At 72.1% G+C, this 23,603-nt stretch carries 18 protein-coding genes and 1 pseudogene; 10 read left to right on the forward strand and 9 right to left on the reverse strand.

Going from position 1 to position 23,603, the window contains the following annotated elements; all coding sequences use genetic code 11:
• The first annotated feature begins 11 nt into the window (after positions 1–11).
• Positions 12–740 (forward strand): SDR family NAD(P)-dependent oxidoreductase, encoded by a 729-nt coding sequence (locus tag CW362_RS00110; protein WP_103547162.1) that lies wholly within the window; start codon positions 12–14, stop codon positions 738–740.
• A gap of 134 nt (positions 741–874) precedes the next feature.
• Here CW362_RS00110 and CW362_RS00115 read toward each other — a convergent pair whose 3' ends face one another.
• Positions 875–1,330 carry a hypothetical protein gene (locus CW362_RS00115; protein WP_103547163.1) on the reverse strand — a complete coding sequence of 152 codons (456 nt, stop codon included), beginning with the start codon at positions 1,328–1,330 and terminating at the stop codon, positions 875–877.
• Positions 1,331–1,361: 31 nt separating this feature from the next.
• Positions 1,362–2,189 (reverse strand): RNA polymerase sigma factor SigF, encoded by an 828-nt coding sequence (locus CW362_RS00120; RefSeq protein ID WP_103547164.1) that lies wholly within the window; start codon positions 2,187–2,189, stop codon positions 1,362–1,364.
• Between the two features lie 404 nt (positions 2,190–2,593).
• Here CW362_RS00120 and CW362_RS00125 point away from each other — a divergent pair, with 404 nt between their 5' ends.
• The 3 genes from CW362_RS00125 to CW362_RS00135 all read left to right on the forward strand — a co-directional run bounded on the left by CW362_RS00125 (position 2,594) and on the right by CW362_RS00135 (position 6,743).
• A complete protein-coding gene (locus CW362_RS00125) occupies positions 2,594–4,483 on the forward strand; it encodes a GAF domain-containing SpoIIE family protein phosphatase (RefSeq protein WP_240657576.1) in 1,890 nt (629 codons plus the stop codon).
• 156 nt (positions 4,484–4,639) lie between these two features.
• Complete coding sequence (locus CW362_RS00130) at positions 4,640–5,191, forward strand: type 1 glutamine amidotransferase domain-containing protein (RefSeq protein ID WP_103547350.1); 552 nt, start codon at positions 4,640–4,642, stop codon at positions 5,189–5,191.
• 268 nt (positions 5,192–5,459) lie between these two features.
• Positions 5,460–6,743: an aromatic ring-hydroxylating oxygenase subunit alpha gene (locus tag CW362_RS00135; protein ID WP_103547166.1), complete on the forward strand. Its 1,284-nt coding sequence runs from the start codon at positions 5,460–5,462 to the stop codon at positions 6,741–6,743.
• Positions 6,744–6,814: 71 nt separating this feature from the next.
• Here CW362_RS00135 and CW362_RS00140 read toward each other — a convergent pair whose 3' ends face one another.
• Both CW362_RS00140 and CW362_RS00145 read right to left on the reverse strand, forming a co-directional pair.
• Entirely contained in the window at positions 6,815–8,029 is a 1,215-nt protein-coding gene (locus tag CW362_RS00140) for an MFS transporter (RefSeq protein WP_103547167.1), read from the reverse strand.
• A gap of 313 nt (positions 8,030–8,342) precedes the next feature.
• Positions 8,343–11,531: a glycoside hydrolase family 3 protein gene (locus tag CW362_RS00145; RefSeq protein ID WP_162683906.1), complete on the reverse strand. Its 3,189-nt coding sequence runs from the start codon at positions 11,529–11,531 to the stop codon at positions 8,343–8,345.
• Positions 11,532–11,709: 178 nt separating this feature from the next.
• On the opposite strand from CW362_RS00145, the gene CW362_RS00150 reads away from it, so the two are divergent.
• Positions 11,710–12,921 carry an ROK family transcriptional regulator gene (locus CW362_RS00150; protein WP_103547351.1) on the forward strand — a complete coding sequence of 404 codons (1,212 nt, stop codon included), beginning with the start codon at positions 11,710–11,712 and terminating at the stop codon, positions 12,919–12,921.
• A gap of 21 nt (positions 12,922–12,942) precedes the next feature.
• On the opposite strand, the gene CW362_RS00155 is transcribed toward CW362_RS00150, so the two are convergent.
• The gene (locus CW362_RS00155) at positions 12,943–15,015 is read right to left on the reverse strand and encodes a glycosyl hydrolase family 28-related protein (protein ID WP_103547169.1); all 2,073 of its coding nucleotides are present in this window, start codon (positions 15,013–15,015) and stop codon (positions 12,943–12,945) included.
• Positions 15,016–15,391: 376 nt separating this feature from the next.
• Between CW362_RS00155 and CW362_RS00160 the strand changes: the two genes are divergently transcribed.
• From CW362_RS00160 to CW362_RS00170, 3 genes are all read left to right on the forward strand, one after another.
• Positions 15,392–15,949, forward strand: coding sequence for a TetR/AcrR family transcriptional regulator (locus tag CW362_RS00160; RefSeq protein WP_162683907.1), 558 nt, complete (start codon positions 15,392–15,394; stop codon positions 15,947–15,949).
• On the forward strand, positions 15,946–16,866 hold the full coding sequence (locus CW362_RS00165; RefSeq protein WP_103547171.1) for an aldo/keto reductase: 921 nt from the start codon (positions 15,946–15,948) through the stop codon (positions 16,864–16,866). The genes CW362_RS00160 and CW362_RS00165 overlap by 4 nt, the downstream gene beginning before the upstream one ends.
• Positions 16,867–16,946: 80 nt before the next feature.
• On the forward strand, positions 16,947–17,966 hold the full coding sequence (locus CW362_RS00170) for an NADPH:quinone reductase (RefSeq protein ID WP_103547172.1): 1,020 nt from the start codon (positions 16,947–16,949) through the stop codon (positions 17,964–17,966).
• Between the two features lie 270 nt (positions 17,967–18,236).
• Here the strand turns inward: CW362_RS00170 and CW362_RS00175 are convergent, their stop codons facing one another.
• Together CW362_RS00175 and CW362_RS44250 are read right to left on the reverse strand one after the other, a co-directional pair.
• Positions 18,237–18,689 (reverse strand): nucleoside deaminase, encoded by a 453-nt coding sequence (locus tag CW362_RS00175; protein ID WP_103547173.1) that lies wholly within the window; start codon positions 18,687–18,689, stop codon positions 18,237–18,239.
• A complete protein-coding gene (locus CW362_RS44250; RefSeq protein ID WP_338069042.1) occupies positions 18,686–19,117 on the reverse strand; it encodes a hypothetical protein in 432 nt (143 codons plus the stop codon). Before CW362_RS44250 ends, CW362_RS00175 begins: the two co-directional genes overlap by 4 nt.
• On the opposite strand from CW362_RS44250, the pseudogene CW362_RS44255 reads away from it, so the two are divergent.
• Positions 19,100–19,246 (forward strand): annotated as a pseudogene (locus tag CW362_RS44255) (winged helix-turn-helix transcriptional regulator); the annotation flags it as partial. The gene CW362_RS44250 and the pseudogene CW362_RS44255 sit on opposite strands and share 18 nt — an antisense overlap.
• Positions 19,247–19,497: 251 nt before the next feature.
• On the opposite strand, the gene CW362_RS00190 reads toward CW362_RS44255, so the two are convergent.
• Entirely contained in the window at positions 19,498–20,106 is a 609-nt protein-coding gene (locus tag CW362_RS00190; protein WP_103547174.1) for a superoxide dismutase, read from the reverse strand.
• A 354-nt stretch (positions 20,107–20,460) separates the two neighbouring features.
• Between CW362_RS00190 and CW362_RS00195 the strand changes: the two genes are divergently transcribed.
• Positions 20,461–21,153, forward strand: coding sequence for a VOC family protein (locus CW362_RS00195; protein WP_103547175.1), 693 nt, complete (start codon positions 20,461–20,463; stop codon positions 21,151–21,153).
• A gap of 257 nt (positions 21,154–21,410) precedes the next feature.
• Here CW362_RS00195 and CW362_RS00200 read toward each other — a convergent pair whose 3' ends face one another.
• Positions 21,411–23,441, reverse strand: coding sequence for an NPCBM/NEW2 domain-containing protein (locus CW362_RS00200; protein WP_206300810.1), 2,031 nt, complete (start codon positions 23,439–23,441; stop codon positions 21,411–21,413).
• Positions 23,442–23,603 lie beyond the last annotated feature (162 nt).

The raw sequence follows: 23,603 nt of genomic DNA on the forward strand, positions 1-23,603 counted from the left end.
CTCACCACGGCATGACCCCCAACAGACCTTTGGCCGTCGTCACCGGCGGCTCCAGCGGCATCGGCTTCGAACTCGCCCGGCAGCTCGCCGCACGGGGCTTCGACCTGATCGTCACCGCCGAGGACCACGACCGGCTCCACGGAGCGGCGGCCCGGATCCGGGCGGAAGGCGCCCAGGTGGAGACGGCCGCGGCCGACCTCAGGCGTTTCGAGGAAGCCGAGCGCTTCTACACCGCCACCAGGGTCACGAGCCGTCCGGTCGCCGTGGCGGCCCTCAACACCGGGAGCGGGCACGGCGGCGCCTTCCTGGAGACGGACCTCCTGGACGAGCTGGAGATCGTCGACCTGAACGTCCGCGCGACGGTGCACCTCGCCAACCGGTTCCTGTGCGACATGGTCTACGAGGGTGAGGGAAGGGTCTTGATGACCTCCCCGCCCGCACCGGCGGCCCCCGGCCGGTTCCAGGCGGTGCACGACGCGTCCAGGTCGTTCCTGCGGTCCTTCGCCCGGGCACTGCGGGCCGAACTGAGGGGAACCGGCGTCTCCGTCACCGCGCTGACGCCGGGACCGGCCGAGACCGCCTTCGCACACCGGGCCGGCCCGGACGGCGTCAGGCCCGGTCGACAGCGCGAGGACGATCCGGCCCTGGCGGCCGAGCAGTGCCTGGACGCCCTCTTCTCCGACGAGGACGAGACCACCGCCGGACCGGCGAAGGCCAGGGCACAGGAACTGGTCGGCTGAGAGGCCGCGGGACGGGCGCGGGCCGCTGCGCGACGGGCCGCGCCCGTCGCGTCGCGCGAGAAGGCGACACCGAGGCCGGCAGTCCGTGCCGGACGGGCGGCACGGGACAGGGCCGGTTCCCGCGGCTACCCCGTTCAGGTCCCGGGTGCCTCGTCCGGCGTGGCCCGGTGGTCCGGGTGCCCATGGGTACGGCGCTCCTCCTTGAGCCGGGCTTCGAAGAGGTGGTCGGCGCCGTCGGCGAGTTCCTCGCGGATCTCGGCCTCGACCCTCTTGAACGCCTCGTAGTAGGTGGCGTTGTACGCCTCGACGATCTGGAACGTCCAATGGCCGGGAATGACATTGCGCCCCAGGATCTCCCGCTCGACCCGGTCGGCGGACGCGGCGTGACCGGCCTCGCGCAACAGCCTCACGGCACGGTCCAGTTCGAAGTCGGCACCGCCCGTCAGCTGGTGGAAGTCGTACAGACGCCCCCGAGCCCGTTCGGTCGTCTCCAAGGCCTTCGACAACGCGCCCAGGGCTTCCACGGTGGCGTCCGGGACTCTGTCAGGACGCTGCCGGGCCTCTTCCGGATTTCCGCGGTGATCGCTCATGGCTTCATGGGTAGCCCGATCGGCCGGACGTTCACCTGCCCGCGGCGGGCGGAGGGGCGTCTCCGTTCCCGGACTCCGCCAGCACCTCCTCGCGCAGGGCGGCGCAGCAACTGCTGAGCAGGCGCGAGACGTGCATCTGGGAGACTCCCAGCCGCTCCGCGATGCCGCTCTGCGTCATGTCGCGGAAGAACCGCAGGTAGAGGATCGTCTGCTCGCGCTCGGGCAGTCTGCGCAGGGCGGGCTTGAGTGCCTCACGGTCCACGACGAGGTCGAACCCGGCATCGGGTTCCCCCAGTGCGTCCGCCAGGGAGTACCCGTCGTCTCCTTCGGTGATCCGGGCGTCCAGCGACAAGGTCGCGAAACTGTCCAGGGCTTCCAGCCCCACGCGTACGTCGTCCTCGCTCAGCTGCGCGTACTCGGCTATCTCGGCGATGCCCGGGGGCCGGTCCGAGTTCACCGGTGTCAGGTCCTTCACGGCGCCGCGGACCCTGTTGCGCGCTTCCTGGACGCGGCGCGGCACGTGCACGGCCCACATGTGGTCGCGGAAGTGACGCTTGATCTCACCGACGATGGTCGGGACCGCGTAGCTCTCGAAGGCGTTGCCCCGACCGGGGTCGTACCGGTCGACGGACTTCACCAGGCCCAGCGCGGCGACCTGGACCAGGTCCTCGACGGACTCGCCCCTGCCGCGGTACTTGCCGGCGATGCGCTCCGCCATCGGCATCCAGGCCTCCACGATCTCGTCGCGCAGGGCCTGCCTCTCGGGCCCGTCGGGAAGCCCCGCGAGGTGCGAGAAGGCCGCGTCGGTGTCAGGGGCGTCGTCGTACCGACGGCGTTGCGTGGTTGTGGTGCAGGACATGTGCTGACAGCTCCCTCAGGGGGTTGCTGACTGGACAGAAACACCATGGGGGCGCACACGATTCGGGACACACCCGTGCCTTGGAGCGAACGCTCCCACGGACGTGCCTTTTATCCGAAGCACTGCTTTTCAAATCCCCCCATTTACGGACGATAAACCAATATCCATACAACGTGACGCGAGGGAATCACCTGCTCACGAGGCGTGACGGGGCGGGGCCGCTGTCCGTCGCCGTGGAGTCGGCCGCGCGCTCAGGGGCTGCGGCGATACTGGAAGGTCCCGGCGGTGGTTGTTCCCTTTCCGGCCGTGGGAAGGGGGCGCATCGGGGGTAGGAGGTCCCTCGTCACCGTCCGGCGATCGTTCTGCCGTCTGCGAGAGGGTTTCGGGAGCGAACTGTGGCAAGGGTGGGAGAGCCGTCCGAGGCCGTGCCCGGGGGGCGGCTGGCGGCTTTGCGCGAGACGGGGCTGTCGGCCGCGGCGGATCCGGGGATGGACCGGTTCGCCCGGCTCGTGGCCGACGTGCTCGACGTGCCCATGGCGCTGGTGTGCCTGGTGGAGTCCTCGCGTCAGGTCTTCCCCGGCATGGTGGGACTCGCCGAACCATGGGCGGACGCCCGCCGGACACCGTTGACGCACTCGCTGTGCCGGCACGTCGTGACCAGCGGCCGGCCGCTCGTCCTGCCCGACGCCCGCCGGAACCCGCTGACCTCCGCGAGCCCGGCCATCCCCGACCTCGGCGTGATCGGCTACGCGGGGATGCCACTGGACGACGGGGCCGGGCACGTGCTGGGGTCGCTGTGCGCGATCGACACCCGTCCGCGGGAGTGGACCGCCCGCGAGCTGGACGTGCTCCAGGACCTGGCGGCGGCGTGCAGCGCGGAGCTGCGGCTGCGGATCGTCTCGCGCCACCGCGAGCAGGCCCGCGCCGACGAGGCACGGGCACGGGCCGAGGCGGACGACGCGACCGGACGGCACCGCGCCGCGCTGGAGCGTTCCCAGCTGCTGCTGCGGGCGGCGGACGCGCTGGCCGACACCACCGGCCTGGCGGACGTCCGGGAGCAGGTGCGGGACTTGGCCGGCAGCGACCTCAAGCCCGCGTACGTGGGGCTGGTGCTGGTGGAGGGGGGCACCGCGCGGCGGCTGCGGCGCATGGTCGACGTGATGGGCGACACGCCGATGGGGCGCACCCACGAGACCTACGCGCTCGACGCCGCCTGGCCGACCGCGCGGGCGGTCAGGGAGAACCGGACGATCACCGTCACGGACACGGCGCGACTCGAGCGCGACTACGCGCCCGAGGTGGCCGAGACGTTCACGGCCCTGGGACTGCGGACCGCGGTGTGCGTGCCGCTGCCGGGAACGGTCCTCCCGCTCGGCGCGCTGGTGCTGGGCTGGGACCATCCGCACGAGATCGACATCGTGGAGCAGGCGGTGCTCGCCTCGCTGGCCGGGTACACCGCGCGGGCGGTGGAACGGGCGCTGTTCGTGGACAACCGCGTGAACGCGGCCCGCGAGATGCAGGAGGCCCTGCTCACCGACGTGCCCTCGGTGGCGCCTCTGGACCTGGCCGTGCTGTACCGGGCGGCCGCGCGCACGGACCTGGTCGGCGGTGACTGGTACGACGCCTATCCCCTGCCCACCGCGGCCCAGGGCTGGGAGGACTCCACCGCCCCGGCCGTGCTGGCCCTGTCCGTCGGCGACATCACGGGCCACGACATGCGGGCGGCCACCTTGATGGGGCAGGTGCGCAGCATGCTCCGCCAGGCCGATCTCGACCACGCGGGCGCCGGACCCGCACGGGCGGTCGGCGCGCTGGAACACGCCAACACCGCCCTGGGCCTCGACGCCAGCGGCACCCTCGTCCACGCCCACCTGCGCCCCTGCCGCCGGGCCGAGGAGGGCAGCTGGGAACTGACCTGGACCAACGCCGGACACCCGCCCCCGCTCGTCGTACGGCCCGACGGTGCCGTCGACCGGCTGGACCGGCACGACAGCATGCTCTTCCCGGGCCTGAACACCCTGCCCCGGAGCGAACACCGGCTGCTCCTGCCGCCCGGCAGCCTGCTCCTGCTCTACACCGACGGGCTGGTCGAGCGTCCCGGCGGGGACGTGGACCTGGCCATCGACGCGACCGGCCGCATGCTGGCCACTCACGCCGGCCGTCCCCTGGACGCCCTGCTGGGCGAGATCACGGACCGGATCGCCGGTCCCGACCCCAGGGACGACATCGCCCTGCTCGCGTTGCGCGTCCCCGCCGGGCCGGGGACCTCCCGGACATCCGGAGGGGGTGTTTGACCCCGGTTGTTCCGGATACGCGTGCTGACGACGCTCCGGGCGGGTCGGTACGTGACGGTGCCGACGCGAGAGGCCGCGGCCCGCATCGCGAAGGCCGTGGGACGCACGTCGGCTCGCGCGGAGCCCTCCGTCCCGACCGAGAGGAGAGCGACCGTCATGCGCATCGCATTCCTGGTGGCGCCCGAAGGCGTCGAGCAAGTCGAACTGACCGCCCCTTGGGAGGCCGTGACCGAGACCGGGGACATCCCTGTCCTGGTCTCCACCGAGCCGGGCCGGATCCAGGCCTTCGACCACCTGGACAAGGCGGACGCCTTCCCCGTCGACGCGGTCGTCGGTGACGTGACGGCACGGGACTTCGGTGCCCTGGTGCTGCCCGGCGGAGTCGCCAACCCCGACAGCCTGCGGATGAACGACGCCGCCGTGGCGTTCGTGAAGGAGTTCTTCGAGCAGGGACTCCCGGTCGCGGCCATCTGCCACGCGCCCTGGACCCTGGTCGAAGCGGATGTGCTGCGCGGGCGCACCCTGACGTCCTGGCCGAGTCTGCGCACCGACATCCGGAACGCCGGCGGCACCCACGTCGACGAGCCGGTGCGGATCTGCGACGCGGGCCCCAACGTGCTGATCACGAGCCGCAAGCCGGACGATCTTCCCGAGTTCTGCAACGCCTTCGTCACCGAGTTCGCGAAGACCGGGGTCACGGCCTCGTAGGGCCCGAGGGGACTCCTGGGGCCCGGGGAGAGGCGGGCGGCCCCGACCGCGTAACACCAACGCACCTCCGCGGTTGACGGCCGTCGCGCCCGCGGCGACGGTGGGAAGGTGGAGCCCCGCCGCTGCGGGGCTGAACCGCCTACTGCCGCGGGGTGAGTTCCCTGGACGGGGTGGCGACGCGGCGGTGCGCGGACCGTGCCCCCGCCGCGCGCTCTCCCCGCTGCCGCACGACGCGGTCTCGCGCCCCGAGTGCAAGGGAGCACCGCACATGAGCGAGGCCCGGCACGACCGCCCCGGACCGGACCGGCATTCCGCTTCCCGCCCGGAGGCTTCGGTGCCGCGCCACTCGGACAGCCGTCCGGCGGCCCGGCCCGGCCCGGTCACCGACCTCCGCCGGGTCGGCATCTCCCCCGACCACTGGTATCCGGTGGCGACCTCCCGGAAGGTGCGGCGCAACCGGACGTTCGCGACCGTCTTCGCCGGTGAGCGGATCGTGCTGTACCGGGGACGCGGCGGTGTCGTCCACGCGCTGGAGGACCGCTGCGCACACCGTCAGGTACCGCTGAGCATGGGCGTGGTCGAGGGTGACGTCCTGCGCTGCTGCTACCACGCGTGGGCCTACCGGGGCGACGGGCGCGTCTCGCAGATCCCGTACCTGCCCAAGGGCTGCGAGCGGCCGCCGCGCGGGGTGCGCTCGTATCCGGTCCGGGAGGCATACGGCCTGGTGTTCGTGTTCCCCGGTGACCCGGCGCTGGCCGAGGAGGCGCCGTTCCCCTTCCTGCCCGAGTACCACTCCGCCGGTCACCGCACCATGACGTTCTCCCGCACCGTGCGCTGCCACTACTCGTTCATGCACGAGAACCTGCTCGACATGAACCACCAGTTCCTGCACCGGAGCGTGCTCGGCCGGATCCGGCCGGAACTGCTCGGGTACGACACCGGGCCGCGGCACGTCGAGGCCCGGTACCTCTTCGTCCCCGCCGGGGGCCGCAAGGACCGGGGCGCGGGTCTGCTGTCCGCGGAGGGGTTCGGGGGCCAGGACCGGCCCGACGTCATCACGATCCGCACCGAGTACCCGTACCAGACCCTCAGGGACGTCCCCGAGGGCGGCGAGCTCCCGGTGTTCTCGCTCTGGGCCGCCTACGTGCCGGAGGACGCCGAGCAGCGGATCAACCACGCCTACGGCCTGCTCACGATCGCGAAGCCGTCGGTCCCCGGGGCGCTCCATCTCGCCTGGCCGCTCATCCGCCGGTTCACCGAGCGGGTCTTCGCCCAGGACCGGATGGCGGTCGAGGCCGAACAGCGCGCCTGGGACGAGCAGGGCGAGGACCACAACCACGAGGTGTTCCCGCTCATCCTCGACCTCCGCGACGTACTGCGCGACAACGGCGTGCCGCTGCGTCCGGAGCAGGCGTCCGGGTGCGCGCCGTGCGGGATGACCTCTCCGGCCCACCGTGCCGCCGCCGTCACGGGTGACACCGGTGCGGCGGACCGTGCCGGGCCGGCGCAGTCCGCCGGCCCGGCCGTGGAGGGTGCCGGCAGGCCCGAGTAGCCGTCGGCCCGCCGGACGCGGCGGCGGAACGCGCCGCGTCCGGCGGGCCGGTCGGAACCGGACCGGGCCGGTCAGTCCGCGGTACGGACCGGCGTCTCCTGCCCGGTCACCGGCGAGGCCTGCGTGATCACCTCGGAGGGCCGCCGGCCCCGGTCCATGACACCACCCGTGAAGGCGAGGCCCAGACCGGCCAGGGCGAGGGCCGCGCCGACCAGGTTGGGCGAGGCCCAGCCCCAGCCCGCCGAGATGACCAGGCCGCCCAGCCAGGCACCACCGGCGTTGGCCAGGTTGAAGGCCGAGTGGTTGGAGGCCGCCGCCATCGTCGGGGCGTCCTTCGCCTTGGCCATGAGCAGCATCTGGATCGGAGTGGTGATGAGGGAGCCCATCGCACCGATGAAGGTGATCATCACCAGGGCGGGCACGGTGCTGTGGACCGCGTAGTAGAACGTGACCAGCGCCGCGGCGAGCAGGACGAGCCCCCAGTACATCGTCGGGCGCAGCGCGCGGTCCGTGAGCGGTCCGGCGACCAGGGTGCCGAGGGTCATGCCGACGCCGTAGAGGGCGAGGACCCAGGTGACCGACGAGTCGGAGACTCCGGTCAGGTGCGTGAGCATGGGCACGAGGTAGCTGTAGACGGCGAAGAAGCCGCCGAAGCCCACGACGGCCGTGGCCAGGCCGATGACGACCTGCTTGTTGCCCATGGCGCGCAGCTCGTGCCGGACACCGGACTGCTCCCCCCGCGGCTGGTTCGGGACGAAGGCGGCCAGCGCGGCCAGCGCGACGAGGCCGATGACGGCGACCGCGCCGTAGGCGGACCGCCAGCCCAGCTGCTGTCCCAGGGCCGTGGCGGCCGGAACCCCGACGATGTTGGCGATGGTGAGACCGAGGAACATCTTCGAGACGGCGCGTGCCGCCCGGTCCGGGGCCACCAGTCGTGAGGCGACGACGGCGCCCACGCCGAACAGCGCGCCGTGCGGCAGGCCCGCCAGGAAGCGGGCGGCGAAGAGCGTGCCGAAGCCGGGAGCGACCGCGGACGCCGTGTTGCCGATCACGAACAGCCCGGTCAGGAGCAGCAGCAGCCGCTTGTGCGGGACACGCGCGCATATGCCCGTCAGCAGCGGCGCGCCGACGACGACACCGAGCGCGTAGGCCGACACGACGTTGCCGGCTTGGGGTACGGACACGCCGATCCCGTCGGCGATCTGGGGCAGCAGCCCCATCGTGGCGAACTCGGTCGTGCCGATGCCGAACGCGACGACAGCCAGGGCCAGCAGAGCCAAGGGCATGGTGCAGGAGAACCTTTCGAAGACGACGGGCCGGGGACCAGGGAGCGGGGCGGTGCGGAACCGCCCGTGGTTCCTCGTCCCGTCGCACCGGGCGTCATGCCCCGGAGCGCCCCGGGAGGAGAGTGGGCCCCAGGGAGTGCAGCAATGGAGCGGACGCGTCCATTCCAAGATCGCCCGGCGTTCGCGGTACCGGGGCGGGCCCGGTCCCCTGGCTGCGGCGGTCGGCCCGGCCGGTGAGCAAGGATAGCCGCCCCGGACGTGGCTCCCGCCCGGGGCGGGGGCCACGGTCCGGATCCTCCGCGCCCCGGTCCGGTCAGCGTTCCCGGCGGGGCCGGTCGACCCGGCTCTTGACGGAGGTGACGATCGGGTCGAGGTCCTTGAACTGCTCCGTGTAGGGGCCCACCGCGACACCCCTCACCTTCCGGGACCGGGCGAGCCGCTGGAACGAGGTGGTCCGGGACGCCGTGGTGAGGATCCGGATCGCGCTGCGCTGCAGGTCGCCCAGACGCATCGTGTAGGCGTCGGCGGCGGGATGGTCGCCGGTCAGGGTGACGGTGTAGGAGGAGACGGGGCTCGTGGTGTCCCCGGCGGTGACGTGCCGCACGTCCGAGACCGTGATCCCCGCCTTCCGGGCGGCGGTCAGCGCGGAGGAGGCGAGCAGCTCCCGGACGGCCCGGTAGGCCTCGTCGACCGAGGTGTACCTGGGCCGGGCGGTGTAGGTCTGGTTGTTGAACGCGTCGATGGTGACGGTCCCGGACAGCGGGGTCCTCGTCAGGTCGGTCGAGGAGTCCACGGTGGTGGAGACGGTGGTGGAGCCGCCGGCCGCCAGGTTCAGTCCGCCCAGCTGGAAGGCGTAGCGGACGGAGCCGGTGCTCCTGACGGTCTTCGTGCGGGCGGGCAGGCCGTCGACGTCGATCGTGGGATCGGCCCTGACGGTCGCGTCGACGATGTCGGAGGGTCTGCCGCCGGGCTCGACGAGGTCGTTGCCGGAGTACATGGTGGCGGTCGCGCCGTGGGCGCCGCCCCAGTCGGTCATCACGGTTCCCTCGAACCCCCACTCGCCGCGCAGCACGTCGGTGAGCAGGTCGTAGTTGCCGGAGGCGTAGGTGCCGTTGACCTTGTTGTACGAGCTCATGACGGCCATCGGCTGGGCGGCCCTGACCACGATCTCGAAGCCCTTGAGCTCGATCTCGCGCAGCGCCCGCTCGCTCACGACGACGTTGCCGGAGGTGCGGGAGGTCTCCTGGTTGTTGCCGGCGAGGTGCTTGACGGTCACGCCGACGCCGGGGTTGCTCTGGACGCCCAGGGTGGTGGCGGCCGCGGTGAGCCCGGAGACGAGGGGGTCCTCCGAGTAGTACTCGAAGTTGCGTCCGTTGAGCGGGTCGCGGTGGATGTTCATGCCCGGCGCCAGCCACAGGGAGACGCCGAAGGCGTTCATCTCCTTGCCGACGGCCGTGCCGACCCGGGTGACGAGGTCGCGGTCCCAGGTCTGGGCGAGGAGGGTGCCGATGGGCCAGGCGGTGGCGTACCGACGGGCGGCGGGGGTGGTGGACGGCTGTCGGCCGAGGCGCAGTCCGGCGGGGCCGTCGGACAAGGTCATGCTCGGGATGCCGAGGTCCTCGTGGGCGCCGGTGGTGTATCCGGCCGCTCCCACGGTCGACGCGGCGGTGCCCGGAACCCCGGAGCCCTCCACCACGTCGGCCAGTTGCCGCACGGAGAGCCCGGCGACGAACCGCTCGATCGAGGTCCTGCCCTTGGCGACGTCGTAGAGCGTGCTGCCGGGGTCGGTGTGGACGTGGCGGACGTTCTCTCCGGTCCTGGGCGCGTAGGGGGCGCCGGTTCCCTCCCAGTCCTTCTCGTCGGGGTCGAGGTGGACGGTGGTGGAGGAGATCGTCGAGCCGTCGAGGGCGTGGTACGGGGAGCGGGCGTCGACCGTGACGTCCTGCTCGAGGGCGGAGGCCGCGTCCCGGGTGCGGAAGGAGCGGGGGTCGAGGGTGATCCCGCGGGCGGCGGCGATCTCCTTCCCCTCGCCGGGGTAGGTGTAGAAGTCCGCCGGTGTGCTGGTGAGTTCGGACGACGGCCTCTGGTCGTCCAGTTCGTTGTGGACCCGCTCGGTCACCACGGCCTCGGCCAGGTTCAGCTTCGCGGCGACGTGGGTGTCGCGGGAGGAACTGCCGACGCGGATCAGGTAGTCACCGGCGTCGAGGATCCACGCGGCGCGCGATGCGCTGTAGGAGGCCTGCGAGGAGGTGTCGAAGCCGATGGTCACCGTCTGCGCGGCGCCGGGGGCCAGGTCGTCCGTCTTCGCGTACCCGGCCAGCTGCTGGTAGGGCTTGTCGGCGCCGGTCTGCGGGGCGGAGACGTAGACCTGCACGGTCTCCCTGCCGCTGTAGCGGTGCCCGGTGTTGGTGACCTCGGCGGTGACCGTGACCCGCTCGGCGTTCGCGGTCACCTTCCGGACCCGGATGCCGAAGCCGGTGTAGGAACCGCCGTAGCCGAAGGGGTAGTCGACGACGGAGGCGGGGTCGGCCGCGTCGATCGAGCGGTAGAAGGAGTCGAAGTAGCGGTAACCGACGTAGACGCCCTCGTCGTAGGTCTCCGTCGTGGAGTTGCCGTCGTTGCCGGCGAAGGTCGCCGAGGCGGGGTAGGCCGAGTAGCCGGCCGCCCAGGTGTCGGTGAGTTTCCCGGAGGGGGTGGTGGTCCCGTCCAGGATGTCGGCCAGCGCGTTCCCGCTCTCCTGTCCGGCCTGGCTCATCAGCAGCATCGCGTCCAGGGCCCGGCCGCCGTCGGGGTCCTTCTCGGCGGCGTTGATCTGCCGGTAGAAGCCGGTGTCGATGATGCCGCCGGAGTTGATGACCACGACGACGTGCCGGTAGGCGCGGCCCAGCAGTTCGAGGTTGGCCCGCTCGGTGTCGCCGAGGAGGTAGTCGCCCTTGCCCGGGGAACGGTCGAAGCCCTCGCCGGAGTTGCGGGCGATGACGTAGACGGCGGTGCCGGTCCTGGCGGTCGGCTTCACGGTGTCCGCCGTCAACGGCTGTTCCACGGAGGCGTAGTCGATCGCCGGGGCGAGGAGGGAGGAGGCGACGCCGCCGTACTCGGTGTCGTAGGCGCGGGTCATGGCCGACCAGTAGGCGTCGCCGGTGGTGACCTTGTGACCGGCGTTCTCCAGGCCCTGGCGGACGGTGACGGTGTACCGGTTGTTCACGTCGCCGGATCCGGTGCCTCCCTTGACGGTCCGGTAGGCGCCGACACCGTAGAGGGCGATGGTGCCGGACGGGGCGACGGGCAGTGCCCGGTCGTGGTTCTCCATGAGGACCATGCCCTGTTCGGCCGCCTGGCGGGACAGGGCGGCGTGGGTCTGCTCCAGGGTGGAGGAGCGGGGGCCGGTGGGCTCCGCCCGTGCGGGGATCCACCCGTCGAACATCAGGGCCGCCGCCAGGACCACCGCCCCGGCGGCCACGATCACCGGTCTGGTCCGGGAGTGTCGCGGAAGGAAGGTCATCGGCGGCGTCCTCTCTGTCCGAGCCCGACAAGAGCCGGACGCAAGAGGAGCGTATGAAGCACCTTTTGCTCCGTCAATAACTGAAAACCGCCCGCGTTTCCCGGGTCTCGCGACGACTCGGCACGATGAATTCGCCAATGATTGGCACAATGACGGGCGGCCGCTACCCTCGGGCCGCATGGATGTGACCTCCGATCGTTCCTCACCCCGCAACAGGACCCGGGAAGAGATCTTCCGCGTCATGCAGGGAGGCGGGGCACTCACCCGCGCGCGCCTCGTCGAGGCCACCGGCCTGTCCCGCAGCACGGTCAACCACGCCGTCACCCGGCTCATAGCCGAGGGGCGCGTGACGGAGGGCGATCCGGCGGTCAAGGGGCCGGGCAGCGGGAGCGGGCGCCCCGCCGGCGTCCTGCGCTGCGTCCCCCGCCGCACCAACTCCGCCGCGCTCGACTTCGGGCACACCCACGTCAAGGCCGCCGTCGTCGACGGCTCCGGCCACATGATCGCCCAGCGACGCGCCGACCTGGACGTCGACCATGGGGCGGCCGACGCCATGGACGCCGCCGCGGACATGCTCGGAGCGCTCCGCCGTGACCACGACGTCGACGCCCTCTCCACCGTCGTCGTCGGCATCCCCGGCCCGTTGGACTCCGCCTCGGGTCTGGTCCGCTCCCCCACGATCCTCTCGAGCTGGGTCGGCCTCGATCCACGGCGGGAACTGGAGCACCGGCTGGGCCTGCGGGTCCACGTCGAGAACGACGCCGTCCTGGGCGCGTACGGGGAACTGCGGCGGGGCGCCGGCCAGGGGTACACGGACTTCCTGTACGTGAAGGTCTCCCACGGCATCGGCGCGGGCATGGTGCTGGGCGGCGAGCCCTACCGGGGTTCCCTCGGTTTCGCCGGGGAGATCGGCCACACGCCGCTGCCCGGGTACACGGAGCTGTGCCGGTGCGGCAGACGCGGCTGCCTGGAGGCGGTCGTCTCCGTCTCCTCGGTCATGGCCCAGGTCGCCCACACCCATCCGGGCCTCGGTCCAGGAGCCTCACCGCTGGAACAACCGGACGACCCCACCACCCGGCGCATCCTGAACGACGCCGGCCGCATGCTCGGAGGGGTCCTGTCCGTCCTGAGCAACCTCCTCAATCCGGCCGCGCTCATCATCGGGGGCGAGCTCGGCGCCACGGGCGGTCCGCTCCTGGAGGGTGTCGCCTCGGCGGTGCGGCGCGACGCCCAGCCCGCGATCGCCGCGTCCCTGGACATCGTTCCCGCCCAGCTCGGGGAGAACGCGGAACTCGTCGGCGCGGCGGCACTCGCCGGCACGATGGCCCTGCGCCCCGGCGGGGCGGTGCGCGGCCGAGGAGGCGGCGCGACGCCGGGGAGGGCGGTGTGACGCCGAGGGGGCGGGCGCTCCTCACCAGGGCGCCGGAGCCGGTGGCGGGACCACCGGCGGCCGGTCGTCGCAGGTGATGGTGTTCGGCAGCTCCCAGGACGCCAGCCAGGGACCGGTCGTGCCGCCGCCGTCGTTGCCGCCGAGGTCGTTCACCGCGAACTCGGATCCCGACGCGGGGAAGTTGAAGGATCCGCAGTTGTCGATCCCGACCGCGCCGACGTTGCGGGCGTCCACGTTCTCGAAGGACGCCGAACCCGCGGAGCGGGCGCTGAGCACGGAGGTTCCGGTGCCGTCCACGCGGATGTCCTTGAAGCGGACGCCCCGGATCGCGTACTTGTCCTTCACCGGGAAGTCGGAGACGAGCATGACCGCGTTGTAGGTGTTGTCGAGGAAGTGGTCGCCGGTGACCTCGATGTCGGCGTCGATGTCCCGCTCCAGGGCGTAGAACCAGAGGGCTCCGAGGCCGATCTTCCAGTTGAGCTCGAACGGCCCGGAGCGGACCGTGGTGTTGTCCGTGATCCGCAGGTGTCCGCCGAACGGCTCGGCCCCGAACCGGGAGCCGACCTGGATGGCGCTGCCCTCGCGGACGGGGTCGGCGACGAGGTTCCCGGTGACCGTGTTGTCGGTGCCGCCGTACAGGGCGATGCCGTTGGCGAGGACCGGGCTCTGGACGGTGTTGTGGGCGAAGACGTTGCGCGCGTCGGCGGACTTCTCGGACCACATGGCCAGACCGTCGTCCCCGGTGTTGCGTACGAAGGTGTCCGAGACGCTCGAACCGGTCACGCCGGTATGGAAGTTGACGCCGTCGGCGATCTGGTCGGCGATCACGGTGCGGGTGACCCGCAGCCCGGCCATCGGGCCGTCGAACCACATGCCGACCTTGGTGTGGTGCAGGTACAGGCCGTCGATCGTCGAGTCGCCGAGCGCCCCGCCGATGGCGTTGACCTGGTCGGTGTCGACGCGTTCGCGGACATCGCCCTCCACGGCGAAGCCCGACAGATGGACGTCGTGGCTGCCGCCGTCCGCCGCGTCCTTTCCGTAGAAGCCGACACCGGTGTGGACCGAGCCGTCGGACGCGGGGGTGTCGAGGGTGACCTGGTGGCCCTTGACGATCGTGTACCAGCTGCCGGCGCCGACGATCGTCACGTCGTCCACGACGATGTGCCGGTTCACCTGGTACGTGCCCGGCGGAAGGTACACCTCGAGGTGCCGCTTCCTGGCGTGGGTGACGGCCCGGTCGAAGGCGTCGCCCGCGTCACGCCGGCCCGTGGGATCGGCCCCGAAGGCGAGCACGTTCACGGCGTGCCTCTCGACGTGCGGCGCGCCGACGAGTTGTGTGTCGAGCAGGTCGATCACGGTCCAGGCCGCGGTGCTGTTCCTGGGCATGGTGAGGCGGACGGTGTCGCCGGCCGTGTACCGCCTGCCGAGCAGGAGCCGCTGCTCGTCGTAGAAGTGGCTGGGCCTGAACGGCTTGTCGATGGCGGGTGCGGGGGTGGTGGCGGCGGGGACACAGCCGCACTCGGTGATCCACCAGTCGGGGTGCAGCAGGTCGCCGCGGGGGTCGTTGCTGAACGGGTACTGGTTGTACAGCCACGAGTAGCGCGAGGTCAGGGTCATCGTGGCGCGGTGCCGGCCGTCGACGGAGACGTCGAGCGGCGCGGTGATGCCGCCGCCCTCGGGAGCGTCGGGGATGCTGTAGCGCACGGTGAGCGCGTCGGCGGCGCGCGGCAGGGTGAACTCGACGTACCGGCCCGGCTCCAGACGTACCGCCGCGCGGCCGGAGGCCTCGGAGGGCAGGGTGTAGGCGGTGCGGTCGGGGCCGATGACGGTGCCGTCCGTCGACGCGTTCTCCGCCTCCTGTTCGGCGAAGTCCACCGTGGCTCCGCGCCCCGCGACGAGGGCGGGATCGAGCGCGGCCCGGGTCACCCGCGGGGTGTCTCCACCGCCACCGTGCCCGGAGGCGGCCGGGGCCGGAGCGCCGAGCACGAGCACGAGTCCGGCGGCCACGGCGGTCACCGCCGCGGCTGCCCGGGCCGGCCTCCGTACGCGGCTGCGGACCCGCTCCTCAGCCGCGCGAGTGGTGTACCGCGCCATCGGGTTCTCGTTTCTCTCGGAGCGGAGGACACCGAGGGCCGCTCGGTGCGCGGCGGCGCGGAGGGAACGGACCGTGCCGCTGCGTACCGGGACATTAGGGCGCGACGGTCACCCGTACAAGAGATCGGGCGCATCTTTCCAATATGAAGTACGTATTCTGCAAACTTGAGTCGACTTCTTGCGTTCGGATTCTCGTTCTCCGGACCGCACCGCCCCTCTCGACGCCAGACGGAACACTCCGGAATCCGGCCGTCGACCGTCCCGGTGGGCGGGCGCCCGTTCGGCGTCACGACGAGAGGCACCCACCGCAAGAAGAATCATGATTCTGTTAGCATCTCCCGCAAAGGGAATGATGATTCTTTTTATGGGAGGTGCGGTGCCTCGACTCACCGACGCGCGCAAGGAACTCCGGCGCACCCAGATCGCCGAGGCCGCCGTGCGCTGCTTCAGCCGCAACGGTCTGGAGCGGACCTCGATCGCCGACATCACCGTCGAGTCCGGCCTCTCGACCGGCTCGATCTACGCGCACTACCGAAACAAGGCGGACCTGGTCCGGGCCGCCGCCCGCGAGGTGCTCGCCAAGCGCGCCGACGTCCTCGGCGAGTACGCCGCGGCCGACGCCCCACCCGGCCCCGACGAACTGCTCTCCCGCCTGATCGCCGCGATCGACCCCGCCGAGGCCCGGGTCGGCGTGCAGACCTGGGGTGAGGCGACCACCGACCCCGCCGTCCGCGACATCGTCGTCGACATGACCGACCGGATGCGCGCGATGCTGCACGACTGCGTCACGGCCTGGCTCGTCAAGGTCGAGCACCACGAGCCGGCCTCCGCCCGGGAGCGCGCCGCCCCGATCGCCCACCGGGTCATGGCGCTCTACCAGGCCGAACTGCTGTACGCCGCCTTGCGAACACCGACCGAGGAGACAGCGTCATGACCACCCGGACCGCTTCGTTAGCCGACCGCGCCGTTTTCCGGATCGGCTACGGCGCCTTGCAGCTCGAGCGCCTGCGCGACCGTCGTGAAGAGGCCGTCGCACTGCTGCGCCGCGCGGTCGAGCTGGGCGTCGACCACGTGGACACCGCCGAGTTCTACGGCTTCGGATTCGTCAACGACGTGATCCGCGAGGCACTGCGCCCCGAGGACGACGTCCTGGTCGTCACGAAGGTGGGGGCCGAACCCGACCCCGGCGGGCGCCTGCCGCTGCGTCTGGCACAACGCCCCGAGCAGTTGCGCGCCGGCGTCGAGGACAACCTGCGCAGCCTGGGCGTCGACCGGCTCGCGGTCGTCAACCTGCGCCGCCTGGACACCGGCCCCGGGCTGCGCCCCGAGGGGGACCAGGTCGTCGACCTCGACGACCAGCTCGCGGTGATGACCGCCCTGCGCGACGAGGGCAAGATCGGCGCGATCGGCCTGAGCAGCGTCACCCTCGCCGGCCTGCGCCGCGCCCTGCCGGCCGGCATCGTCTGTGTGCAGAACGCGTACAGTGTCGTCTCCCGCGACGACGAGGACATGCTGCGGCTGTGCGCGGCCGAGGGCATCGCCTGGGTGCCGTTCTTCCCGCTCGGCGGGGCCTTCCCGGGCCTGCCCAAGGCGACCGACGAACCGTCGGTGCACGCCGTGGCCGAGTCCCTGGGCGTGACGCCCTCCCAGGTCGGCCTGGCCTGGCTGCTGCACCACGCCCCGAACGTGCTGCTCATCCCTGGCACCGCCGATGTCGCCCGCCTGGAGGCCAACATGGCGGTCGGCGGGATCACCCTCGACGCCTCGGCCCTCTCCACCCTCGATGGCATCGAGTCCCGCTCCGGTGAAGTCCCCATCGGCCGACCGGAGACAGCGCGGCCCGGCTCGTGACCGCGCCGCACGCGCCAGACATCCGACGAACGCCGGCCCACGCGGGGGAACCCCGCTCCATCAGGCACCAAGGACGGATCATGAAGGCCATCATCTACCGTGACAACGGCGCCCCCGACGTTCTCCGGTTCGTCGACCGCGACCTGCCCGAGCCCGGCCCGGGCGAGGTTCGCGTACGGGTCGCCGTGTCCGGGGTCAACCCGACCGACTGGCAGGCGCGCTCCGGCGCCGGCCACCCCAAGCACTTCTCGGAGGTCACCCCGCACCTCGACGGCGCCGGCACGATCGACGCCGTCGGTGAGGGTGTCGACCGGAGCCGGGTCGGTCAGCGCGTCTGGCTGTTCATGGCCGCCGCCGGGCGGCCCACCGGCACCGCCGCCGAGTTCACCGTCGTGCCCGCCGGACAGGCCGTGCCGCTGCCCGACGAGGCCGGCTTCGACGTCGGCGCCTCACTCGGTGTCCCCGCGCTGACCGCGCACCGCGCGCTCACCGTCGCCGAGGACGGGCCGCGTCGGCTGCGGCCCGGGGCACTCGACGGGAAGGTGGTGCTCGCCGCGGGCGGGGCCGGAGCGGTCGGACACGCGGTGATCCAGCTCGCCCGATGGGCCGGCGCCACCGTGATCAGCACGATCAGCAGCCCGGAGAAGGCCCGGCTGGCCACCGCGGCCGGAGCCCACCACGTGATCGACTACCGCGAGGGCGACCCGGCCGCCGACATCCGCAAGATCGCCCCGGACGGCGTCGACATCGTCGCCGAGGTGGCGCTCGGCGCGAACCTCGCCCTGGACCTCGCCGTACTGCGCACGCGCGGCACGATCTCGACCTACGCCAACGACGGCGGCACGCCGGTCGAACTGGACGTATTGCAGAACATGGTGCTCAACGCACGCTTCCAGTTCCTGATCCTCTACCTGGCCGGTCCGGAGGCGCGCGCCGCGGCCGCCCAGGACGTCGCCGCCGCGGTGCGCGACGGCGCGCTGCCGGTGGGCGAGGAGCACGGCCTGCCGCTGATCCGCTTCCCCCTCGACCGCACCGCCGACGCCCACCGAGCGGTCGAGAACCACGTGGTCGGCAAGGTCTTGGTGGACGTCACGGTCTGACGTCCGGTCGGCCACCGCGCGCACGCCGCGGCCGCCCCGGGGAATCCGGCACGGGGCGGTCATGGCGGCCATGGCGGCCGGGTGCGCCCCCGGCCGCCGGTCGTCGAGGACGCGCGCCGGCACGGGGGCTGGTGCCGATGCGGGCCTTCCCCTCCAACACGACGACGAGCGTTCCCGGCGGCGCCGCGCAGCGCCTCGCTCTCGGGGCCGCATGGTCGTCGTCATGGGACCCCGTCCCGTCGGCAAGGGGCCGCCGAGGGGGCCTGCGGGTCAAGTGCCGTCCGACGGGTTCGGCCCGTAGTAGGCGTCGACGGGTGTGCGTGCCTCACCGAAGAGGGCCGGGCCGTCCTGTGTCACGGACGGCCAGTCCCCCGAGGGCGGGTTGAGTTGCACGAGTTGCTCGGTGGAGAGCGCGTACACGACCCGGCCGATGCCGGAGCGGACGATGCCACCCGCGCACATGCCGCACGGCTGGCAACTGGTGTACATGGTGGTGCGGGCGGCCGTGTCCGCGTCCAGCTCACGGGCCGCCCACCGGGCCAGCTTCAACTCCGGATGGGCCGTGATGTCGTCGTCCCGCCGGACCGTGTTGTGCGCCTCCGCGAGGACCGCCCCATCGGGTCCGGCCAGCAGCGAGCCGTACGGCGCGTCGCCCAGTTCCACCGCGCGCGCCGCGATACCGATGGCCTGCCGCAGCAGCGCCTCGTCAGCAGAGTCGATCACGACACCATCCTCCACCGCTCGGCAACCGTGGTGAGCGCCCGCCACGCGGCCTCGGGCCGACGGGTCTGAGCCGGATCCCCATGGTAGGGGTCGAGCACCACCGTCTGCGCACCGAGCCCGCGAAGCTCCTCCAGATCACCGACGATCTGCTCCGGGTCCCCGACCCCGGCAGGCCGTTCGGCCTCTTGGACCGGAGCGTCGCCCAGCCGCAGCGCGATCCGTGGCGCGAACCCCGGCAACGCGTTGTCCGCGAGAACCGACCGCATCCGCGTCACCGGCAGCCGCAGCGGATGCCAGGCACCGCCGAACCCGACCGTCCGCCGGATCGCCGCCGCGCTGTGCCCGCCGACCCACACCGCGGGCGCGGCCCCCTCCTCCGCCCTCCACGTGTCCCGCACCACTGCCAGGTACTCGTCGGTCAGCTCCAACAGGAGGCCCGCATCTCCCTGAGCGAGCTGGGACGCCGCGTCAACCTCAGCCCGTCGGCCACCACCGAGCGGGTGCGGAATCTGGAGTCGCTGGGCGTCATCACCGGCTACCACGCCACCGTGGGCCTGCCCGGCCCTGACCGACAGCCGACCGACGCCGCACGGCCGCCGGTCGGCAGCGGGGTGCCGGGCCGCTCCTGTCGATCACCACCCGATACGCGCCCTGGCGCCCTTGCGGACCGGAAGGGCGAGCTGACCACGGGACCGCGTCGAGGGCCGCCGTCGCGGTTCGCCCGGAGACACGTCCAGGACCATGTCCGGAAAGCGGCCGAGGAGCGCGGAGGCTTCCCGGCCCGCTCATGGCGCGGTGGTGGCGCCGGTCAGGCGCCCGCTGCCGCGGTGTAGCGGGCGGCGACGTCCTCCCAGTCGACCAGGTCCCACAGCTTGGTGACGTAGTCGGGGCGGACGTTCTTGTACTGCAGGTAATAGGCGTGCTCCCAGGCGTCGAAGACGAGCAGCGGGGTGGCGCCCTGGCCGACGTTGCCGTGGTGGTCGTAGACCTGCTCGACGATCAGGCGCTTGCCGAGGGGCTCCCAGGCGAGCACGCCCCAGCCGGAGCCCTGGACGGACGCGGTCGCGACGGTGAGCTGCTTCTTGAACTGCTCGAAGCCGCCGAAGTGTTCGTCGACGGCGTCGGCGAGGGCGCCGTCGGGCCGGTCGCCGCCGTCCGGGGAGAGGTTCTGCCAGAAGATCGAGTGCAGGACGTGGCCGGAGAGGTTGAAGGCGAAGGTCTTCTCCAGCCCGACCAGCGAGGCGGGCGTGATCCGGTCCTTGTCGCGGGCCTCGGCGAGCTGCTCCAGGGTGTCGTTGGCGCCCTTGACGTAGGCGGCGTGGTGCTTGGCGTGGTGCAGTTCCAGGATCTGCCCGGTGATGGCCGGCTCCAGCGCGGCGTAGTCGTAGGGCAGGTCGGGAAGCGTGTAGGTGCCCATCAGGCACGTCCCCTTTCCGGGTGAGTGATCGTCAGGGCACAGCCTATGCCTTTATTGCGAATGACTTGCAACAGCGCATTGAATGCATCAACATGATCCGTGGCGGGGTCGGCCCGTCAGTCTTCGTCGTCCGAGCGCCGTTCCGTCCGTCCGGCGCGTCCTTCCCGAAGAGTGATCGTCTTCTCGCCCGGCACCCGCCGGTCCCGGCCGGCCCCGCTCCCCCACCGCTCGCCGAGGACGTGGAGTCCTGGTCATGCCCCGACTGGTGCCGGACACCGGACCGCAGCGCGTCCTCGCGGCCTCGGACTTCGTCCTGTCGGAAGTACCGGCGGGCGGGGCTGCGAGGATGTGGTCATGGAGCAGACACTGAGTCGGCGGGAAGCGTCGGAGGCGGTCCAGGACCACGGGTGGCGCTACGTGCTGGGCACCTTGCAGACGTCGGTTCCGGTGGGGACGCTGGCTCGAGCGGTCGGCCTGGCGGCGGACGCCGTCGCGGTGTGCGGCGACGACGCCGACCGCCATCTCCGGGTCGACGTCCGCGCCGGCCTGGCCGTCTTCACCCTCCAGTCCTCGGACCACGCGGCGGTCACCACCCGGGACGTCGAACTCGCACGTCGGATCTCCGCCACCGTCGGCGAGTCCGGGTTTCTGCCGGAGCCCGGACCCGGAGCGGGGGCACCACGGTCCGTCCAGCTTCTGGAGATCGCGATCGACGCCCTGGACATCGCCGGGATCCGACCGTTCTGGAAGGCGGTGTCGGGCTACACCGACGAGGCGGGCGCCGAGGGACCGGAGGACCCTCTCGTCGACCCGGTCGGGCAGGGCCCGGCCATCTGGTTCCAGCAGATGGACCGCGCGCGTCCGCAGCGCAATCGCATCCACATCGACATCAGTGTTCCGCATGACGAGGCACCCCGGCGGATCGAAGCCGCCCTGGCGGCCGGGGGCCGGCTCGTGTCCGCGACCCGCGCCCCCGCCTTCTGGGTGCTTGCCGACCCGGAGGGGAACGAAGCCTGCGTCACCACCTGGCAGGGCCGGGACGGCTGACACGGCGTCCTGGCCACCGCCACTCGCCGACGGCCGCGCGGAAGCCGCGTGGAACTCGATCCGGAAACGGGACGACAGGTCCGGCGCCCCGCTTCCGGGCACGTCGACGGGCGGACCCATGGGTGACGGCCGTTCCTCGTGCCGCGTCGCCCGACATCTCGACTCGACGTCTCGAAACGTGCGGAACGGCCGTCTCGTACACCCCGGGTCCCGGCGGTCTCAGCGGGTCGAGCGGCCGGCGGCGACGAGCATCCGGCTCAGCACGTGAGCTTCGCGTCCGCCCAGTCCGCGTGGTCCGAGTCGATGCCGTCGCCGCCGTCGGTGACGACGAGGCGGACCACCCGGGCGCCGGTGACGTCCGCGGTGAGCGGCCGGGCCGGCACGGCGTTCGTCAGGGTGCCGCTGGAGGCGACCTCGGTGCCGTCGGCCCAGATCGCGAAGGCGACGGTCCCCCGCTCCCCCTTCTCGTCGTCGACACCGACCTCCGCGGTGACCGTCTCGCACGCCGTGCCGGTGTAGTACGCGACGGAGCTCTCGGCGTGCACGCCCAGCCCCTTGGCGTACACCGCCCCGCCCAGGGTGATCGGGTGCCCGTCACCCGCGGCGCTCTCCCCGTTGCTGGTGTCGCGCTCCACCGGGCCCCAGCCGGTCGTGGCCGACATCCACGGCAGGTCACCGAGGTACGACGTCCCCGAGGGCGGGGCCACCACCACCGGGACGTCCAGCGGCAGGGTGCTGTCGACCCGCGCTCCGGACGGCGAGCGGTGGACGGCCCGCACCGTCAGGTCGTACGACCCCGCGGGCGTCCCCCGTGGCGCGGTCACCCGCCAGTCGGTGCGCAGCGTGCGGCCGGTCCGCAGGGCGGCCGCACGTGTCGGCGGTGCCGGTGCGACGGTCCAGCCGGTGGGAGCCGTGAGCGACACGGACACCCGTACAGCGGGTGTACGGCCGAGGTCGGTGACCGTCGTCGTCAGCGCGGCCGGCGTGCCGGCCTCCACCAACGGGCCGTCGTCCAGGCCGAGTTCGACGACTGGCGGATACGAGGCCCAGCGCCGGTCCGCCGCGACCCGGACGAGGACCGTGCCGTGCGCCGGGACGGTCGCGGAGATGGTTCCGGCGGTGTTGCGGGTCCGGTGCAGCCACAGGTCACGCAGGGTGTAGGCGGGGGCGTCGGGCAGTCCGACCGAGCGGGCCGTCGTCGTGACGCGCTGGGCGGTGCCGGACTCGTTGAACAGGGCCACCGCGCGGCTGCCGTCCTCCATCTCCTTCGCGACGACCCAGCGCCCGCCCTCGGAGGAGACCACCGTGCCCTGCTTGCCGAGCGGGTCCTGGTCGACGGCGATGACCTCCTCGTTGCCCAGGACGTCCAGCGTGGCCGGGGACGCCTTGCGCAGATCGGTGCCGATGAGCAGCGGGGCCGCCATGACCGACCACAGGGAGAAGTGGGAGCGGTACTCGGTGTCGGTCATACCGCCGTTGCCGACCTCCAGCATGTCCGGGTCGTTCCAGTGACCGGGACCGGCGTGGGAAGCCAGCGGCAGGTTCTGCTTCAGGATCGACAGCATCGAACCCCAGCTGTCGCTGATGTCCCCGGTGGTGCGCCACAGTTGGCCGACGTCCGAGGCCCACTCCCAGGGTTTGTTCTCGCCCCACTCGCAGATGCTGTAGACGATGGGCCGTCCGGTCGCCCTGAGCGCGTCCCGCATGGTCGTGTAGCGGGTTCTGGCGTCCACGCCGGAGTTGTTGCAGTTGTCGTACTTGAGGTAGTCCACACCCCAGTCGGCGAACTGCCTGGCGTCGCCGTACTCGTGCCCGAGCGCGCCGGGGAAGCCCGCGCTGTCGCAGGTCCTGGTGCCCGCGCTCGTGTAGATGCCGAGCTTGAGGCCCTTGGCGTGCACATAGTCGGCGACGGCCTTGATGCCGTGGGGGAAACGGGCGGGGTCGGGCACCAGCCCGCCGTCCGCGTCCCGCGACGGCAGGGCCCAGCAGTCGTCCAGGTTGACGTACCGGTAGCCGGCGTCCTTCAGGCCCTTCTCGACGAAGAGGTCGGCGATCCCCTCGACCATCGCCTCGTCGAAGTCGGCCCGGCAGTGGGTGGAGTTCCAGTTGTTGAAGCCCATCGGCGGGGTGAGGGCGAGGCCGTCGTCCGGGGCGGGCGCGGCCGGGGCACCGGCCGGTGCGGCGACAGCGGGGACGGCGAGCCCGGTCGCGCACAGAAGTCCTGCGGCGAGTGCTCCGGCCACTCTTCGGCGGATGGTGCGGATGGTGCGGGCGTGAGGGTGACGCATCGTTACGTTCCTCCGACTCGCGAAAGAGGGATGGCGACATGTACGTGTCATCGATGCGCGTTTACGGTAGGACTTGTTCGACCGTGATGGAAGACGGCCGCCGAGAGGGGTTCGGCATCTCGCCACGCGCCTTGACCTCGTGGCGGGTTGGATGCGGACCGA

The sequence above is a fragment of the Streptomyces populi genome (assembly GCF_002911015.1).
GTDB lineage: Bacteria > Actinomycetota > Actinomycetes > Streptomycetales > Streptomycetaceae > Streptomyces > Streptomyces populi.

Excerpts from the sequence above, each read along its gene's own strand:
- CW362_RS00110 (WP_103547162.1), top strand. The coding sequence starts at position 12 with ATGACCCCCAACAGACCTTTGGCCGTCGTCACCGGCGGCTCCAGCGGC.
- CW362_RS00145 (WP_162683906.1), bottom strand. The coding sequence starts at position 11,531 with ATGACCTTCCTTCCGCGACACTCCCGGACCAGACCGGTGATCGTGGCC.
- CW362_RS00130 (WP_103547350.1), top strand. The coding sequence starts at position 4,640 with ATGCGCATCGCATTCCTGGTGGCGCCCGAAGGCGTCGAGCAAGTCGAA.
- CW362_RS00150 (WP_103547351.1), top strand. The coding sequence starts at position 11,710 with ATGGATGTGACCTCCGATCGTTCCTCACCCCGCAACAGGACCCGGGAA.
- CW362_RS00190 (WP_103547174.1), bottom strand. The coding sequence starts at position 20,106 with ATGGGCACCTACACGCTTCCCGACCTGCCCTACGACTACGCCGCGCTG.
- CW362_RS00165 (WP_103547171.1), top strand. The coding sequence starts at position 15,946 with ATGACCACCCGGACCGCTTCGTTAGCCGACCGCGCCGTTTTCCGGATC.
- CW362_RS00170 (WP_103547172.1), top strand. The coding sequence starts at position 16,947 with ATGAAGGCCATCATCTACCGTGACAACGGCGCCCCCGACGTTCTCCGG.
- CW362_RS00200 (WP_206300810.1), bottom strand. The coding sequence starts at position 23,441 with ATGCGTCACCCTCACGCCCGCACCATCCGCACCATCCGCCGAAGAGTG.
- CW362_RS00135 (WP_103547166.1), top strand. The coding sequence starts at position 5,460 with ATGAGCGAGGCCCGGCACGACCGCCCCGGACCGGACCGGCATTCCGCT.
- CW362_RS00120 (WP_103547164.1), bottom strand. The coding sequence starts at position 2,189 with ATGTCCTGCACCACAACCACGCAACGCCGTCGGTACGACGACGCCCCT.
- CW362_RS00195 (WP_103547175.1), top strand. The coding sequence starts at position 20,461 with ATGGAGCAGACACTGAGTCGGCGGGAAGCGTCGGAGGCGGTCCAGGAC.
- CW362_RS00155 (WP_103547169.1), bottom strand. The coding sequence starts at position 15,015 with ATGGCGCGGTACACCACTCGCGCGGCTGAGGAGCGGGTCCGCAGCCGC.
- CW362_RS00115 (WP_103547163.1), bottom strand. The coding sequence starts at position 1,330 with ATGAGCGATCACCGCGGAAATCCGGAAGAGGCCCGGCAGCGTCCTGAC.
- CW362_RS00140 (WP_103547167.1), bottom strand. The coding sequence starts at position 8,029 with ATGCCCTTGGCTCTGCTGGCCCTGGCTGTCGTCGCGTTCGGCATCGGC.